Source organism: Ancylobacter terrae, from assembly GCF_045108345.1.
Classification (GTDB): domain Bacteria; phylum Pseudomonadota; class Alphaproteobacteria; order Rhizobiales; family Xanthobacteraceae; genus Ancylobacter.
Map to the genome: position 1 here is coordinate 767,747 of NZ_JBJGXH010000001.1, position 15,587 is coordinate 783,333.

Genomic DNA, 15,587 nt, shown 5'->3' on the forward strand with positions numbered 1-15,587 from the left:
ACAGAGGAGCGTCCAGACTGGCCGGCGATCGTGGAACGATCATGGCGCGGCGCACAAAAAAGGCGCGCCGGTCGCCGGCGCGCCGCGGTCGTGCGGGCAAAAGCGTTCAGTTGAACAGGCTGGAGACGCTTTCCTCATGCGCAGTGCGCCCGATCGCCTCGCCGATCAGCGTGGCGATGGAGACGACGCGGATGTTGCGCGCCACCCGCACCGCCTCGGTCGGCTGGATCGAATCGGTGATCACCAGCTCCTTGAGGTTGGAGGCGGTGACGCGGGCGACCGCGCCGCCCGACAGCACGCCATGGGTGATGTAGGCGTGGACCTCGGTGGCGCCGCGCTCCAGCAGCGCATCGGCGGCATTCACCAGCGTGCCGCCGGAATCGATGATGTCGTCGACGAGGATGCAGCGCTTGCCCTCCACATCGCCGATGACGTTCATCACCTCGCTCTCGCCCGGCCGCTCGCGGCGCTTGTCGACGATGGCGAGCTGGGCGTCGATGCGCTTGGCGAGCGCGCGGGCGCGCACCACGCCGCCGACGTCCGGCGAGACGACGGTGATGTTCGACAGGTCGAAGCGCGACTTGATGTCGCTCACCATCACCGGGGCGGCGAACAGGTTGTCCGTCGGGATGTCGAAGAAGCCCTGGATCTGGCCGGCATGCAGGTCGCAGGTCAGCACGCGGTCGGCGCCGGCGTGGGTGATCAGGTTCGAGACCAGCTTGGCGGAGATCGGCGTGCGGCCGGAGGAGCGGCGGTCCTGCCGGGCATAGCCGAAATAGGGCAGCACGGCGGTGATGCGCCGGGCGGAGGAGCGGCGCAGCGCATCGATGATGATGAGCAGCTCCATCAGGTGGTCATTGGTCGGGAAGGAGGTGGACTGCAGGACGAACACGTCCTTGCCGCGCACGTTTTCCTGGATCTCGACGAAGATTTCCATGTCCGCGAAGCGCCGCACCACGGCCCTGGTCAGCGGCGTGGCGAGATAGGCGCCGATCGCCTCGGCGAGCGGGCGATTGGAGTTGCCGGCCACCAGCTTGATGGACCCGTTATTGCTCGACATTACGGCGCGCTCCCAGCCGTCCCACCTCAGCCTCAGCCGTCGCATGGCTGTCGCGCAGCCCTGATAGGCGGGCGGCCCCGCGCTGTAAAGCATACTGATGGGCGGTTTCCCGCGTGCCGTTCGGTTCGGATACCGAAACCTTTCACGGCGCCGCGAAAGCGAGGGGCGGCGCGGTGCTGTCGGCGGCGGCGACGGGCGTGCCGTCCTCGGCCGGCGGCTCCGGCTCGGGCGCCGCGGCGGGGGGAGAGGGCGAGGCCGCGGCAGGGAGCGTCGAGGCCCCGTCGAGCCGGCTGGCGATCTCGTCGAGGCTCTGGGTCGCGATGCGGTCCAGCGCCGGCTGGTCGAGCCGGTCCCACACATCCGCCCCCTTGCCGACCGCTTCCGTGCCGGAAACGCGCAGGATGCGGGTGCGGTTGCCGTCGAACACGTCCCACGCCCAGTCGACGCTACCGTTGCCGCCTTCGACATGGGCGGCGAGATAGCCGCGCACCCGGTAGGTGGCGTTGCTGTCGCGGGAGACGATCTTGAGCTGGTGGCCTTCGGCCTGCGCCGACAGGCTGGAGACGAGACGCTCGAACACCGGCTGGGGCGGGCCGTCGATGGATTCGAAAGCAAGGGCGCGACTGCCGCCGGACTTGGCGGCGCTCGGGCTGCGTGTCCCGTCCGTCTGGCATCCGGCAAGCGCCAGCGCGACCCCGGAAAGGGCCACCCCCAGCACTTCCCGGCGGAGATATCCGTCGGTCATCGCGCGCCGTCCCTGAGCGCCGGACGCGTCCGCGTGTCGCCTGCGGGAAGCAGGGCCGCGACGTCGCCAGCCACGGGGACAAATCGTTAAGGCGTATTAACAATTGGGTCAAGCAACCCGCCTGCCGCGTGCCGCCTGCCACCTGCCGCCAACCGCGGCAGGGCATCCGGATATTCACCCCGGCGGGCGTTCAGACGCCGAGCGCGGCGAGCGTCTCGGCGGTCACGAGGCCGTTCTTCGGCAGGCCGTGCTCGGCCTGGACGATCTTCAGCCCCTTGCGCGTGTTGGTGCCGATGACGCCGTCGATGGAGCCGGCATAGACGCCGAGGTCCTTCAGCGCCGTCTGCAGTGATTTTCGCCGGGCGAGCGGCAGGGCGACCTCCGCGCTCTCCGGCACCGGCACGCCGCCGAGCGGCCAGGTCACGATCGACTGCACCTTGTCGAGCCATTCGAACCGGTCGCGCAGCCCCACGGTGCCGCCATTGATCAGCTTCGTCGCCTTGGTGAAGTCGCCGGCGTCGGCGGCCGGATTGACCTTCTTCCAGTCCCAGACCGCGCAGGCGACGAGCAGCGCCTGCATGGGGTCGGCCGCGAGATCGGGCTTGGCGACGAGGTCCAACCCGGCGCGCCCGCCCACCTCGCGATAGCCGTCGCGGCCGGTGATCTGGATGTAGCCGCGCCCGCGATAGTTCCACCCGTCGTCGCTGCCGGCCCGGTTGCCCATGCGGCCGTTGTAGACCTTGTTGGCCAGCGCCTTCGGATTGTTGGCGAACCCGTTGGTGGAGGCGAGCGTGGGAAAGCGCGAGGGCCAGACCTGGCGCAGCCGGGCGGCGGAGTAGTTGAGATTCTCGGTGCGCACCTTCAGCCCGCCGGATTCGTGGCCGAGTTGGGCGAGGAAGAAGTGCAGCCGATTGCGCTGATCCGAGATGCCGAACCGGGGAAGCAACGTTCCCGACTGGTCGGCGAAGGCGGCGATGTTGGCGTCATCGGCGTTGGGATAAAGGCGCTTCAGCACGGTTGCGTTCAGCATGGCTAGCCCCTCCGCATGATCCGTCTCATGCGAAACGCAAGCCTAGTGGCACCAGCCTGTCTGCAGAATGAATGCAGTTCCGAACTAATTCCCGGTCACCGCACCACCAGCTCCTGCGGCGCCAGGGTGAGTTCCTCGTTCCCCGTCTCGGTCACCAGATAGGTGCGGCCGAGGCACATGGCGGTGTCGGTGTCGCTGTCCATCAGGATCATATGCGCGAACATCACCATGCCGGGCTCCAGCACCCAGTCGTGGTCGGCGTAGAACATCGGCGGGTCCATCCAGGACGGCGTGAACTTGGCGCCGAGCGAATAGCCGCAGGCGGCGAGCCGGTGCTTGGCGAGGCCGTGGCCGTCCATGACATGGGCGTGGGCGGCGAAAACGTCGCCGGCGGTCCGGCCCGGCACGATGGCGTCGACGCAGGCCTCCAGCGCCTGCTTCGCGGCGGCGAAGAGCTCGAGATGCCGGTCGCGCGGCGGGCCGACGACGATGGTCGCCATCATCGCGGCATGGTAGCGGCGATAGGCGCCGGCCCATTCCAGCGTGATCTGGTCCTCGTCGTCGAGGCGCCGGCGCCCGGCCTTGTAGCGGCAGAGCAGCGCGTCTGTACCCGAGCCGATGATGAACTCGTTGGCGGGATAGTCGCCGCCGCCCTTGAACACCGCGCCCTGCATGGCGGCGAGGATGTCGCCCTCGTCCATGCCCGCCTGCACGAGGCCGGTGGCGGCGTTCCAGGCGTCGACGGCGAGCTGGCCGGCCTTGCGGGCATAGATGATCTCGGCCGCCGACTTGACGGCCCGCAGCCGGTCTACCAGCTGCGAAGCGTCGACGAGCGTGGCGAAGCCCTCGAAGGCGGCATCGAGCTTGCGGCCATTGGCGGCGGTGAGGCCGTAGCTGTCATATTCGACGCCGATGCGCGCACCCGCGCCGCCGAGGTCGGCGACCATGTCGCGGAGCTGGCGCTGCGGCGTCGAGCCCTTCTGGTCGGTCCAGATGCGGATGTCGGGGATCAGCGAGGTGTGCTGTGCCTGTCGCAGATCCGCCGAGCGGGTCAGCAGGGCGACGCGCCCGTCGGCGCCGAGCCACAGCGACTGGAAGAAGCAGAAGCCGAAGGTGTCGTAGCCGGTCAGCCAGTACATCGATTCCTGCTGGAACATCAGCAGGCCGTCCAGCTTGCGCTCGGCCATCACGGCGAGGAGGCGGGCCTTGCGGCGCTCGAATTCGGCAGGCGTGAAGTGCAGCGCCATGATGTCGCAACCTTCGGTCAGACCAGCGTGATGGCGGCGATGAGCCGGCCGTAATCGGGCTCGCCGCGATGGGTGGAGCGACGATAGCTGTAGAATCGTTCCTCGTCGGCATAGGTGTCGAGGCACAGATCCTCGACCGTGCCGACGCCGAGGCGGCGCAGCCGGTCGGCGATGTAGCCGGGCAGGTCGAACATGGCGTGGTGCGGCCGGTCGGCCGGCGCGAAATAGCGCATGTTGCCGTGGTCGAGCGCGGTCACCGCCGAGACGAAGTCCGGGCCCACCTCGTAGCTGTGCTGGCGGATGAGCGGGCCGATGGCGGCGACGATGCGGCCGGGGCGGGCGCCGAGCTCGGCCATCTGCGCGACAGTCGAATCGAGCACGCCGCCGACCGCCCCGCGCCAGCCGGCATGGGCGGCGCCGACGACGCGCGCCTGCGGGTCGGCGAACAGCACCGGGCCGCAATCGGCCATGGTGGCGGCGACGGCGAGGCCGGGCGTCGCGGTCACCGCCGCATCCGCCTTGGGCCGCTCGTCCCACGGGCCCGTGGCGATGACGCAATCGGGCGAATGCACCTGCCACATGGACAGGAAATGATCGGGGGTGACGCCGAGTGCGGCGGCCATGCGGGCGCGGTTCTCCTTCACCGCGGCGGGATCGTCCTTCGAGCCGGTGCCGCCGTTCAGGCTGGCGTAGATGCCCTGGGAAACGCCGCCCTGCCGGGTGAAGAAGGCGTGGCGAATGCCGGGGATCGCCGCGAGCGCGGGGGATTCGACTTTCATGATCTCTGTTTCCGCCGAGGTTCGCTGCTGGCCGCGCTCATCGTCTGAATTCCTCGCCGGACGCGAATCCCGGCACCGCCTCGACGGCAGGATGCACCATGGCGAGGACTTTGAAGAGTTCCCCCATGCCGTCCGGTCCGGGGCCGGTCAGGCGCGCGAGCGCCGCGTCGATGGCGGCCGGATCGGCGCCCGGTGCCTGCTTCAGCCGCGCCGCGCGCGCTTCGATACCGAGGCGGGTCAGGAAGTCGCCCTGGGTCATGGGTCCGAAGGCACGGGCGCCCGCCGCGAGCGCGGCGCGGGCGAGGGCGGCGAAATCGACATGGGCGGTGAGATCGGCCTCGCCGGGATCGGCGAGGGGATCGACCGGCTTGTGCTCGCGCAGCGCCTGCAGCGTCTCGCCGAGGCCGCTCTGCGCGTGGCCGTAGTCGATCACCAGCGCGGCGCCGCCCTGCGCGGCGAGGCGGGCGGGGAGGGCGTGCAGCAGCGGGTGGTCGAGCCGCTCGAGGATGTCGCCGGGGCGGGCGGGCAGCGAGGTCATGACGCCGCGTGCCGGGTGCGGATCGAGGCCGAAGACCAGCCGGCCGGCAGCGTCCAGCCCGATGCGCCGCTCGTGCCAGCCATCGCCCGCGCGGACGAAATGCGCGACGGGCAGGGCGTCGAAGAACTCGTTGGCGATGACGATGGCGGGGCCGTCCGGCACGTCGCCGAGATCGGCGTGCCAGCTCACCGGCACGCCGGCATCCGCCAGCCGCGCCTGCTGGCGCGCGCGCAGCACCGGGCTCATCTCGACCATGTGGACGTCGAGGCTCGCGCGAAAGGTGGGGACCGCGCGGGCGGCGCGCAGCGCGTCCGCCATCAGCGTGCCGCGCCCCGGGCCGAGCTCGACGAGGCGGACAGGGGAGGGCGAGCCCATGTCGAGCCAGGCCTGCGCACACCACAGGCCGACGAGCTCGCCGAACATCTGGCTGATCTCCGGCGCGGTGATGAAGTCGCCACCCGCGCCGAAGGGATCGCGCGTCATGTAGTAGCCATGGCGGGGATGGCCGAGGCACAGGCCCATGTAGCGGGCGACGCTGATGGGACCCTCGGCGGCGATCAGCGCCGCGAGTTCCCGTGCGAGCGGCGTCATGCCGGCGCGCCGAGGGCCGGCCGGCGCAGCGCGCGGACGATCAGCGCGACGCCGACGAGGATCATCGGCACGGAGAGCAGCATGCCCATGGTCAGCCAGCCGCCGGCGAGATAGCCGAGCTGCGCGTCCGGTTCGCGCACGAACTCGACCAGGATGCGGGCGAGCGCATAGAGGATGACGAACAGCCCCGCCACGAAGCCCGGCCGGGCCAGCGCGCCGCGCCGGATCACCAATTGCAGGATGGCGAAGATCAGCAGTCCTTCGAGCGCGGCCTCATAGAGCTGGCTCGGATGGCGCGGCAGGTCGCCGCCGGTGGGGAACACGAAGGCCCAGGGAACATCGGTGACGCGCCCCCACAGCTCGCCATTGATGAAATTGGCGAGGCGGCCGAGGAAAAGCCCGATCGGGACCACCGCAGCGGCGATGTCCAGCATCGAATCGAGCGGCAATGCCCGGCGCCGGCAGAACAGCGCCATGGCGAGAATGGAGCCGAGGAAGCCGCCATGGAACGACATGCCGCCATGCCAGACGGTGAGCGCCTCCAGCGGGTGCGCCGCGTAATAGGGCAGGTTGTAGAACAGCACATAGCCGATCCGCCCGCCAAGGATGACGCCGAAGGCGATCCACACGACCGCGTCGTCGAAGGCGAGCGGGGGAATGGCCGCCTTGCCCCGCCACAGCCGGTCGTCCGAGCACAGGCGTTTGGCCAGCCACCAGCCGAGCAGCAGGCCGGCGACATAGGCGAGCGCGTACCAGCGGATCGCGAAGGGGCCGAGCTCGATCAGGATGGGATCGATCTGGGGGAAGGGCAAAGCGAGGAGCGGCGGTGCGGCGAGCAGCATGGCAGCGTCTTGCCCGCGTGCCATGACAGGGTCAAGGCGTTTCCCCGTGAGCGGTTCCGGCCGTCGCCCGCCCCCGCCCCCCTTGCAGATCGGCCAGTGGCAACCCATTGTCCAGACACGCAAGGGGCAAACCGAGAGACGACGATGACCCAGACCACAGGCCGCATTTTCGACCAGTTCGCGCGGCTTATGAACGATGCGGCGGGTGTTGCCACCGGCGTGCGGCGCGAGGCGGAGACGGTGATGCGTTCGCAGGCCGAGCGCGTGCTGCGCGAACTCGACGTGGTGACGCGCGAGGAGTTCGAGACGGTGCGTGATCTCGCCAGCGCGGCGCGCGAGGAGAATGAGCGCTTGCTCGCCCGCATCAACGATCTCGAGGCGCGCCTCGCCAAACTCGAAGCCGGAGCCTGAGCATCGACGTCCGTTCCGCCTATCCGTGCCGCGCGCGTTTGCGCCTCGCCTTCTGTGGACGCCGCCGCCGCGCGCTTGCCGGGCGGCGGCGAATCCGTGACACGAGGTGTCAGGCCGTCCGGCCAATCATGCGTGGCGATGCGGGGAGCGGGCGCGATATAGTGGGCATGAGGGCGATTCGTCTGATTCCTCATGATGTTCGCCGATCCGTTTCGGCAACCGTATCGCGTGCGTTCGATCCTTTCCGCGCTCCCACTTCGCGAGGTCGAGCATGACCTATACCGATTTCGAGGCCGAAGCCCGCGCCAATCCGCTCGACCTCGTCGAGCGGATGGCATCCCTCAACGAGTGGTCGTTCGAGCGTTCGGGCGAGGACGAGATCACGCTGTCGCTCGAGGGGCGCGGGTCGGACTGCCACGTCTCGTTCCAGTGGATGGACGAGGTGGAGGCGCTCCATGTCGCCTGCGCGTTCGATCTCAAGGTGCCCGAGAAGCGGAAGACCGAGATCCTGCGCCTGCTGGCGCTGGTGAACGAGCAGATGTGGGTCGGCCATTTCGACCTCTGGTCGAAGGAAGGCGTGATCATGTTCCGCCACTCGCTGCTGCTGGCAGGGGCGGAGGCGACGGACCGGCAGTGCGAGGCGCTGCTGGAGGTGGCGGTCGCGGCGGTGGAGCGCTATTTTCCGGCGTTCCAGTTCGTCGTCTGGGCGGGCAAGTCGGCCCGCGAGTCGATGGACGCCGCGCTGTTCGAGACCGTCGGCGAAGCCTGACGGCCTCATCCGCCGCCAGACCGGGAAACCGCCCATGTCCGAACTCTCCGATATTCCCGGCCGCGTCATGCTGGTCGGCGCCGGCAAGATGGGGGGCGCCATGCTGGAGGGCTGGCTGGCGCTCGGGCTCGATCCGGCGCGCATCGCGGTTATCGATCCGACGCCCTCGCCCGAGACCGCCGCGCTGGTGGCGCGGCTCGGCATCGACCTCAATCCGCTCAATGGCGGCCCGCCGGCGGTGCTGCTGCTGGCGGTGAAGCCGCAGGTGGCGGCCGAGGTGATGGGCATCATCGGCCCGCGCGTCGCGCCCTCGACACTGGTCGTCTCGGTGATGGCGGGGCGCACGCTCGCCTTCCTCGAATCGGGCTTCCCGCCGGGGACGGCGGTGGTGCGCTCGATCCCCAATACGCCGGCGGCGATCGGGCGGGGCATCACGGTGGCGGTGCCGAATGCCGCCGTCTCGCCCGCCCAGCATGCCATCGCCGACGCGCTGCTCAGGGCGACAGGGGCGGTGGAATGGATCGAGGACGAGGCGCTGATCGATGCGGCTACCGCCGTCTCCGGCTCGGGTCCCGCCTATGTGTTCTTGCTGGCGGAGGCGCTGGCGGAAGCGGGCGCGCAGGCCGGCCTGCCCGAGGATCTTGCCGACCGGCTGGCGCGGGCCACGGTGGCAGGCGCGGGCGAGCTGATCGCGCGCTCGGGCACCGAGCCGGCGACGCTGCGCAAGAATGTGACCTCGCCGGCCGGGACCACGGCGGCGGCGCTCGACGTGCTGATGGACCCGGATACGGGCTTCGGGCCGCTGCTGCGCAGGGCGGTGGCGGCGGCGACGCGGCGCTCGCGCGAACTCGCCGGCTGACGGCAGCGAATCGGGCGACGCCCCTTCTCCCGGGGCCGCCGGCATCCTACCTTGAGGAAGGGCGCATTTCGCGGAGGAGTTTCAGATGGCACGCACTCCCGGTTCCGCCAAAGCCGATGCCGGTTCGCGCGACCGCATCATCGATGCCTTTCTCGCGCTGCTGGGCGAGCGGCCGTTCGATCAGATCGCGCTGGGCGATGTGGCCGCGCGCGCCGGCGTTTCGCTCGGCGAGCTCAGGGCCGGCTTCGGTTCGACCTTCGACATGATCGCGGGCTTCGTGCGCCGCACCGACGAGGCCGTTCTGGCCGGCGGCGCGGAGGGGGTGACCGGCGACGACATGGCCGACCAGCCGGCGCGCGACCGGCTGTTCGATGTGCTGATGCGGCGGCTCGACGTGCTGGGGCCGCACCGCGCGGCGGTGCGCTCGCTGGCCCGCTCGGCCCGGCGCGATCCGCTGCTGGCCTTGGGGCTCAACAAGCTTGCCGTGCGCTCGCAGCAATGGATGATGGCGGCCGCGAGCATCGAGACGGCCGGGTTCCGGGGGCGCGTGCGGGCGCAGGGGCTGGCCCTGCTGTTCGCGCGGGTGCTGAATACGTGGCTCTCCGACGAGGATCCCGGGCTGGCGCGCAGCATGGCCGAGCTCGATCGCGAACTTGCCCGCGGCGAGCAGGCGCTCGGATTGCTCGACCGGGTGTGCCGCATCGCGGCCTGCAGCCGGCGCCCGCGGCGGCGCTACGAGCAGCCCGAGCCGGAGACCCCGATCGCCGCCTAGGCGGGGTTCGGCGGAACGACATGTGAGGAGACACCACGCGTGAGCCTGGCACCGCTCGACACCATCGGCTTCGGCGACTTCCTGAAGGTCGACATCCGCGTCGGCACGATCATCCAGGCCGAGCCCTTCCCGGAGGCGCGCAAGCCGGCGATCAAGCTGATGATCGACTTCGGGCCGCATGTCGGCGTCAAGAAATCCTCGGCCCAGATCACCGCGCATTATGCGCCGGAGGATCTGGTCGGGCGGCAGGTGGCGGCGGTGGTGAACTTCCCGCCGCGCCAGATCGGCCCGATCATGTCCGAGGTGCTCACGCTCGGCTTCCCGGACGGGGACGGCGAGGTCGTGCTGTTCGCCCCCGATCGCGAGGTGCCGAACGGCGCGCGGCTGTTCTGAGCGAGCCCGGCTAGACCGGGATGCGTACGGTGGCCCTGAGGCCGCCGAGCGGAGCCTCGCCCAGCGTGATGTCGCCGCCATGGGCGCGCGCGGCGTCGCGGGCGATGGTGAGGCCGAGGCCGGAACCGCCGGCATCCTGATTGCGGGCATCGTCCAGCCGCAGGAACGGCCGGAACACGTCGTCGCGCCGGTCGGCCGGGATGCCCGGTCCGTCGTCGTCGACGGTCACGATCAGCCAGCGGGCGTCGCGCGTGCCGTTCACGTCGACATGCTTGCCGTGGCGGCCGGCATTGTTGACGAGATTGGTGATGCAGCGCCGCAGCGCGTCGGCGCGGGCCATCACCAGCGGCGGTCCGGTGAAGCGCGCCGTGCAGGCTGTGCCGTGCCGCTCGGCGTTGACGCGGATCTCGTCGAGCATCTGGGCGAGGTCGACCTGCACCGGCTGCTCGCCGCTGTCGTCGCGGGCGAAGGCGAGATAGGCCTCAAGCATGCTCTGGAGTTCGTCGACATCCTTTCGCAGCGCTTCGAATTCCGGCCCGTCGCCGAGAAAGGCGAGCTCCAGCTTGAAGCGGGTCAGGATGGTGCGCATGTCGTGCGACACGCCCGCGAGCATGGTGGTGCGCTGCTCGATCTGCCGCTCGATGCGGCGCTTCATCTCCATGAAGGCGCGGGCGGCACCGCGCACCTCGCGCGCGCCGCGCGGGCGGAAGTCGCCCACCTCCCGGCCCTTGCCGAAGGCTTCGGCCGCCTCCGCCAGGGCTTCGATGGGCTTGATCTGGTTGCGCAGGAACAGGATCGCGACCGCCAGCAGCACCAGCGAGGTACCGACCATCCAGACGAGGAAGATGTGCGAGTTCGACAGATAGGCCTGGCTGCGCCGGGCGAAGACCCGCATCACCGTGCCGGCGTCGATCTGGATTCGGATCTCCATCAGGTTGGAGTTGCCGACCGTATCGGTCCAGAACGGCTTCTTCAGCCGCCGGGCGAGTTCGGTGGTCATCGCCGAATCGAGGATGGAGAAGAACGGCTTCGGCCCCGGCGGCGGCAGGGTCTCGCCGGGCCGGAACTCGACGATGAGGCCAAGCCGCTGCTGGGCGACCTTCTTGATCAGGTCGTGGTCGGCGGCGGTGGGGAAACTCGCCGAGAGGTCGACCAGCGCGGCGACATCCTGCGACACGGCGGCGGAGAGGCGCTGGGTGACGGCGTTGTAGTGGCGCTCCATGAACACGAAGGCGAGCACCGACTGCAGCACCACCATCGGCGTGACGATGATGAGCAGCGAGCGGGCATAGAGGCCCTTCGGCATGACCCGGTTGAACCAGGCGCCGAAGCGGGTGCCGCCGGCGTTGAGCCAGGCGAGGGCCGCGCGCAGCCGGGTGCGGGCCGAGGCGACGGCGTCCTCGGCGGCGAGGCGTCCGCCCGGGTTGTGACTCAAGGCGCGACCACCAGCCGATAGCCGTAGCCGCGGACGGTCTGCACATAGGAGGGATTGGCGGGATCACGCTCGATCTTGCGCCGCAGCCGGTTCACCTGCACGTCGACCGCGCGGTCGCCGGCGGCCTGCGCGCCCGGCGCGGCCAATGCCTGCCGCGGCACGGTCTCGCCGGGGCGCTCGGCGAGGATGCGGAGCATGTCGCGCTCGCGGTCGGTGAGGCGCACCGGCTCACCGTCGCGGGTGAGTTCGCCGCGGGCGAGATGGAACAGGAAGGCGCCGAAGCGCACGTTCTCGATCGCCTGCGGCGCCGGCACGGTGGCGCGCTTCAGGATGTTGCCGATGCGCAGCAGCAGTTCGCGCGGCTCGAAGGGTTTGCCGAGATAGTCGTCGGCGCCGATCTCCAGACCCTGGATGCGGTCGCCCGGCTCGGATCGGGCGGTGAGCATGAGGATCGGCACGCTGGAGGTGGTCCGCACGAAGCGGGCAAGGTCGAAGCCCGATTCGCCCGGCATCATCACGTCGAGGATCAGCAGGTCGAAGGTGAGGCCGCCGAGACTGACGCGGGCATCGGCCGCGGAGGCGGCGGTCGTCACGCGGAAGCCGTGCTCGCCGAGGAAGCGCGAGAGCAGATCGCGGATGCGGCGATCGTCATCCACCAGCAACAGGTGGGGGGCGTCGTCGGCGGGTGTGGCCGCCGTCTTGGCGGGAGCCGGGTCGACGGAATTCAACATGGACTAGATCCGTGGTTCGGTGCGCCGCCGTCAGCCGGCGGCGCGGATGCGCCCCGTCCGCTCGTTCGCGCGGTCGGCCCGGGTGATGAGTTTCTCGATACCCGCCCGATCATCGGGATCGATCATGGCGACAAGGAAGCGGCGGGCGCCGGCCCGTGCGTCCGGCCCGCATTCGGCGAGTGCTCGCTCGATGCGCGCCGATTGCAGGGCGATGAAGTCGCGCGCCAGCGCCTCGCCCTTCGGGGTGAGGTAGAGCAGGCGCTGGCGCCGGTCCGAGGCGCCGGCGCGGCTATCGACGAAGCCCTGATCCACCAGTTCGCGCAGCACCCGGCCGAGGCTCTGCTTGGTGATGCGCAGGATGTCGAGCAGGTCCGTCACGCGCATGCCGGGGTGGCGGTTGACGAAATGCAGCACGCGGTGGTGCGCCCGGCCGAAGCCGAAGCGCTGCAGCACCTCGTCCGGGTCGCTGACGAAGTTCTTGTAGGCGAAGAACAGCAGTTCGATCAGATCGACCAGCGGCTCGGCGCCGCCGGCCTCGTTGGTGCGAGGAGCGGCGCCGGCTCCGGCGTCGGCGGTTCGTTCGGGCACAGGGATATTTATGTCAGCCATGTTGACTTTTTTCGTTATGATCGTTACCCAGATGACCGTCGCAACGAAAGGATCGTTCGGCACAGGCGGCCGGAAACGCTCCATGTTGCGTCGGACTGAACCCTTGTTCAATTTCAGCGCTGGACGATACCGGAGTTCGGCGCCAAGGCAAAATTGAACCGGAACGCAAATCGGGCCGAAGGCCCGGCAACCGGGCGCGAGCCCGGAGGATGAGCGGGCGGCGGGCGCGAGGCCCGGAACACCCGCGTGAGGAGAGATCGAGATGTCGGCGGAGCCCTTCGACAAACGCGACGGCTGGATGTGGTATGACGGCGTCATCGTGCCGTGGCAGGATGCCAAGGTGCATGTGCTGACCCACGGGCTGCACTATGGCAGCTGCGTGTTCGAGGGCGAGCGCGCCTATGGCGGCGAGATCTTCAAGCTCGAGGAGCACACCACCCGCCTCAAGCACAGCGCCGAACTGCTCGATTTCGAGATTCCCTACAGCGAAGCGGAGATCAATGCCGCCTGCCGCGAGATCCTCGCCCGGCAGAAGCTCACCAATGCCTATCTGCGCCCGGTGGCGTGGCGCGGCTCCGACATGATGGGGGTGTCGGCGCAGAACAACCAGATCCACCTCGCCATCGCCGCCTGGGAGTGGCCGAGCTATTTCGATCCCGCGCAGCGGCTGAAGGGCATCCGCATCGGCATGGCGAAGTATCGCCGTCCCGATCCGCAGACCGCGCCCTCGACCTCGAAGGCGGCCGGGCTCTACATGATCTGCACCATCTCGAAGCACGCGGCCGAGCGCGCCGGCTTCGCCGATGCGCTGATGCTCGACTGGCGCGGCCGCGTCGCCGAATGCACCGGCGCCAACATCTTCTTCGTGAAGGACGGCGTCATCCACACGCCGGAGGCGGATGCGTTCCTCAACGGCATCACCCGCCAGACGGTGATCGAGCTCGCCACGCGGCGCGGCTACACCGTGAATGAGCGCGCTATCATGCCCGAGGAGCTGGACAGCTTCGACGAGTGCTTCATCACCGGCACCGCCGCCGAGGTGACGCCGGTTTCCGAGATCGACGGCCGGCATTACCAGCCGGGCCCCGTCACGCGGACGCTGATGGACGACTACACGGCGGAAGTGCAGCCGAAGAAGAAAGCGGCGTGAGGCCGCCCGGCGCCGGCTCTTCAAGCCGGCGTCCCTGATATCGTCGCGTGGGCCGGGCGTGTTTCGGCCCTCACTCGGCTCCCGGTTCAGGGGCCGTCCTCGTCCGGAACCTCCCAGCGTGGCGTGGGAGGTTTAGGTGTCGCTTCGTCATCCGGAAGCTCCCACCGGGAGGAGGAGCGCGCGGCCCAGCGCTCGGCGGCATCGTCATCACTGACCTTTGCCGCGACCCAGCCGGACCCGTCGGCACGTTCCTCGCGCTTCCAGAACGGCGCGCTGGTCTTGAGCCAGTCCATCAGGAATTCCGCTGCCGCGAAGGCGGCGCCGCGATGGGCTGAGGCGGTGACCACCAGAACGATGTTGTCGCCCGGCACCATGCGCCCGTGCCGGTGGATGACCGTCGCTCCCGTCAGCGGCCAGCGCCGCCGTGCCTCGTCTAGCAGGCGGCCGATCTCGTCTTCGGCCATGCCGGGATAGTGCTCCAGCGTCAGCGCGGCGAGCGGTGCGCCCTTGTCGTCCGGGTCGGCCCGGCAAAGACCCGTGAAGGTGACGACGGCACCGATATCGGTCCGGCCTGATGCGAGGCGGGCCGATTCGGCGGCGGCGTCGAAATCCTCGTGCTGGATGCGGACGGTGAACACGGCTCGGTCCTCACGCTTGGGCGGAACGGCAGGTGCCATGGTCCCGCGGACGCCGCCCGGTCCCGGATTCCTCGGGAGGCGCCGTCACCCGCCGGTCATGGGGGGGAAGAAGGCGATCTCGCGCGCGCCAGCGATGGGGCTTCCGGGGCGGGCATGGACACGATCGACGGCGGCGCGCACCACCTTCGGATCGGCGAAGGCGCTCGCATATTCCTCGCCGCGTCCGGCGAGCCAGGCGGCGAGATCGCCGACCGTGCGCACCTCGGGTGGCGGATCGATCTCGTCGGCGTCGCGGCCGATGCGCTCGCGCACCCAGGCGAAATAGACGATCCGCACGGTCAGTCCTCGATCAGGTGACGGGCGCCGGCACGGAAATAGTCCCAGCCGGTGTAGAGGGTGAGGATGGCCGAGATCCACAACAGCACGATGCCGGCCAGCGTGGTGCCCGGCAGCAGCTTGTCGGCCGCGGGGCCGGCGATGAGCACGCCGACGGCGACGAGCTGGGCGGTGGTCTTCCACTTGGCGAGTTGGGTCACCGGCACGCTGACCCGCAGTTCGGCGAGGAATTCGCGCAGGCCCGAGACGAGAATCTCGCGGCACAGGATCACCACCGCCGCCCACAGCGACCAGCCGCGGATGGTGCCGTCCGAAGCCAGCATCAGGAGCGAGGTGGAGACCAGAAGCTTGTCGGCGATGGGATCGAGCATGCGCCCGATGGCCGATTGCTGGGACCAGGCGCGGGCGAGATAGCCGTCGAAGAAATCGGTGATGGCGGCTGCGGCATAAATGACGAGCGCCGCCCAGCGCAGCCAGAGGCCTCCGGCGAGGATATCCGACCAGAACAGGCAGGCGGCCAGCAGCGGTACGGCCACGCAGCGGCCATAGGTGAGCATGTTCGGCAGGCCGAGGGCATGACTGCGCCGCGGCACCGTCGGTTCCGGTGCGCCTTTACGGCTCGTCGTGGCGTCCACCATGCTCGTCCCCACTC

The 15,587-nt window shown here is 69.7% G+C and carries 18 protein-coding genes and 1 pseudogene; 6 read left to right on the top strand and 13 right to left on the bottom strand.

The window, feature by feature from the left end; translation table 11 throughout:
- Positions 1 to 106: 106 nt before the first annotated feature.
- The 7 genes from ACEUEL_RS03635 to lgt form a co-directional block, all read right to left on the bottom strand.
- Positions 107 to 1,060: a ribose-phosphate pyrophosphokinase gene (locus ACEUEL_RS03635; RefSeq protein WP_405702235.1), complete on the bottom strand. Its 954-nt coding sequence runs from the start codon at positions 1,058 to 1,060 to the stop codon at positions 107 to 109.
- 142 nt (positions 1,061 to 1,202) lie between these two features.
- Complete coding sequence (locus ACEUEL_RS03640) at positions 1,203 to 1,805, bottom strand: hypothetical protein (protein WP_405702238.1); 603 nt, start codon at positions 1,803 to 1,805, stop codon at positions 1,203 to 1,205.
- A 190-nt stretch (positions 1,806 to 1,995) separates the two neighbouring features.
- The gene (locus ACEUEL_RS03645; protein ID WP_405702241.1) at positions 1,996 to 2,835 is read right to left on the bottom strand and encodes a peptidoglycan-binding protein; all 840 of its coding nucleotides are present in this window, start codon (positions 2,833 to 2,835) and stop codon (positions 1,996 to 1,998) included.
- Between the two features lie 95 nt (positions 2,836 to 2,930).
- Positions 2,931 to 4,082, bottom strand: coding sequence for a M24 family metallopeptidase (locus ACEUEL_RS03650; RefSeq protein ID WP_405702243.1), 1,152 nt, complete (start codon positions 4,080 to 4,082; stop codon positions 2,931 to 2,933).
- A 17-nt stretch (positions 4,083 to 4,099) separates the two neighbouring features.
- The gene (gene pgeF, locus ACEUEL_RS03655; protein WP_405702244.1) at positions 4,100 to 4,861 is read right to left on the bottom strand and encodes a peptidoglycan editing factor PgeF; all 762 of its coding nucleotides are present in this window, start codon (positions 4,859 to 4,861) and stop codon (positions 4,100 to 4,102) included.
- Between the two features lie 37 nt (positions 4,862 to 4,898).
- Positions 4,899 to 5,990, bottom strand: a complete 1,092-nt coding sequence (locus tag ACEUEL_RS03660) for a class I SAM-dependent methyltransferase (protein ID WP_405702246.1) — start codon at positions 5,988 to 5,990, stop codon at positions 4,899 to 4,901.
- Positions 5,987 to 6,832, bottom strand: a complete 846-nt coding sequence (gene lgt, locus ACEUEL_RS03665) for a prolipoprotein diacylglyceryl transferase (RefSeq protein ID WP_405702248.1) — start codon at positions 6,830 to 6,832, stop codon at positions 5,987 to 5,989. The genes ACEUEL_RS03660 and lgt overlap by 4 nt, the downstream gene beginning before the upstream one ends.
- Positions 6,833 to 6,976: 144 nt before the next feature.
- Here lgt and ACEUEL_RS03670 point away from each other — a divergent pair, with 144 nt between their 5' ends.
- The 5 genes from ACEUEL_RS03670 (at position 6,977) to ACEUEL_RS03690 (ending at position 10,036) form a co-directional block, all read left to right on the top strand.
- Complete coding sequence (locus ACEUEL_RS03670; protein ID WP_405702251.1) at positions 6,977 to 7,243, top strand: accessory factor UbiK family protein; 267 nt, start codon at positions 6,977 to 6,979, stop codon at positions 7,241 to 7,243.
- A gap of 271 nt (positions 7,244 to 7,514) precedes the next feature.
- The gene (locus ACEUEL_RS03675) at positions 7,515 to 8,012 is read left to right on the top strand and encodes a type III secretion system chaperone family protein (RefSeq protein WP_405702253.1); all 498 of its coding nucleotides are present in this window, start codon (positions 7,515 to 7,517) and stop codon (positions 8,010 to 8,012) included.
- Positions 8,013 to 8,046: 34 nt separating this feature from the next.
- Entirely contained in the window at positions 8,047 to 8,871 is an 825-nt protein-coding gene (proC, locus tag ACEUEL_RS03680; protein WP_405702255.1) for a pyrroline-5-carboxylate reductase, read from the top strand.
- Positions 8,872 to 8,956: 85 nt separating this feature from the next.
- Complete coding sequence (locus ACEUEL_RS03685; protein ID WP_405702257.1) at positions 8,957 to 9,643, top strand: TetR/AcrR family transcriptional regulator; 687 nt, start codon at positions 8,957 to 8,959, stop codon at positions 9,641 to 9,643.
- Positions 9,644 to 9,682: 39 nt separating this feature from the next.
- The gene (locus tag ACEUEL_RS03690) at positions 9,683 to 10,036 is read left to right on the top strand and encodes a tRNA-binding protein (protein WP_405702258.1); all 354 of its coding nucleotides are present in this window, start codon (positions 9,683 to 9,685) and stop codon (positions 10,034 to 10,036) included.
- 10 nt (positions 10,037 to 10,046) lie between these two features.
- On the opposite strand, the gene ACEUEL_RS03695 is transcribed toward ACEUEL_RS03690, so the two are convergent.
- The 3 genes from ACEUEL_RS03695 to ACEUEL_RS03705 are packed head-to-tail and all read right to left on the bottom strand — an operon-like array spanning position 10,047 to position 12,811.
- The gene (locus ACEUEL_RS03695) at positions 10,047 to 11,471 is read right to left on the bottom strand and encodes an ATP-binding protein (protein ID WP_405702260.1); all 1,425 of its coding nucleotides are present in this window, start codon (positions 11,469 to 11,471) and stop codon (positions 10,047 to 10,049) included.
- Complete coding sequence (locus ACEUEL_RS03700; RefSeq protein ID WP_405702263.1) at positions 11,468 to 12,202, bottom strand: response regulator; 735 nt, start codon at positions 12,200 to 12,202, stop codon at positions 11,468 to 11,470. The genes ACEUEL_RS03695 and ACEUEL_RS03700 overlap by 4 nt, the downstream gene beginning before the upstream one ends.
- A 30-nt stretch (positions 12,203 to 12,232) precedes the next feature.
- Entirely contained in the window at positions 12,233 to 12,811 is a 579-nt protein-coding gene (locus tag ACEUEL_RS03705) for a MarR family winged helix-turn-helix transcriptional regulator (RefSeq protein ID WP_405702266.1), read from the bottom strand.
- 262 nt (positions 12,812 to 13,073) lie between these two features.
- On the opposite strand from ACEUEL_RS03705, the gene ACEUEL_RS03710 reads away from it, so the two are divergent.
- Entirely contained in the window at positions 13,074 to 13,961 is an 888-nt protein-coding gene (locus ACEUEL_RS03710; protein WP_405702269.1) for a branched-chain amino acid aminotransferase, read from the top strand.
- Positions 13,962 to 14,143: 182 nt separating this feature from the next.
- Here ACEUEL_RS03710 and ACEUEL_RS03715 read toward each other — a convergent pair.
- The 3 genes and pseudogenes from ACEUEL_RS03715 to pgsA form a co-directional block, all read right to left on the bottom strand.
- Positions 14,144 to 14,638: pseudogene (locus ACEUEL_RS03715) on the bottom strand (molybdenum cofactor biosynthesis protein MoaE); the annotation flags it as partial.
- A gap of 45 nt (positions 14,639 to 14,683) precedes the next feature.
- Entirely contained in the window at positions 14,684 to 14,935 is a 252-nt protein-coding gene (gene moaD / locus ACEUEL_RS03720; protein ID WP_405702271.1) for a molybdopterin converting factor subunit 1, read from the bottom strand.
- A gap of 2 nt (positions 14,936 to 14,937) precedes the next feature.
- Positions 14,938 to 15,573: a CDP-diacylglycerol--glycerol-3-phosphate 3-phosphatidyltransferase gene (pgsA, locus tag ACEUEL_RS03725; RefSeq protein ID WP_405702272.1), complete on the bottom strand. Its 636-nt coding sequence runs from the start codon at positions 15,571 to 15,573 to the stop codon at positions 14,938 to 14,940.
- Positions 15,574 to 15,587: the final 14 nt, after the last annotated feature.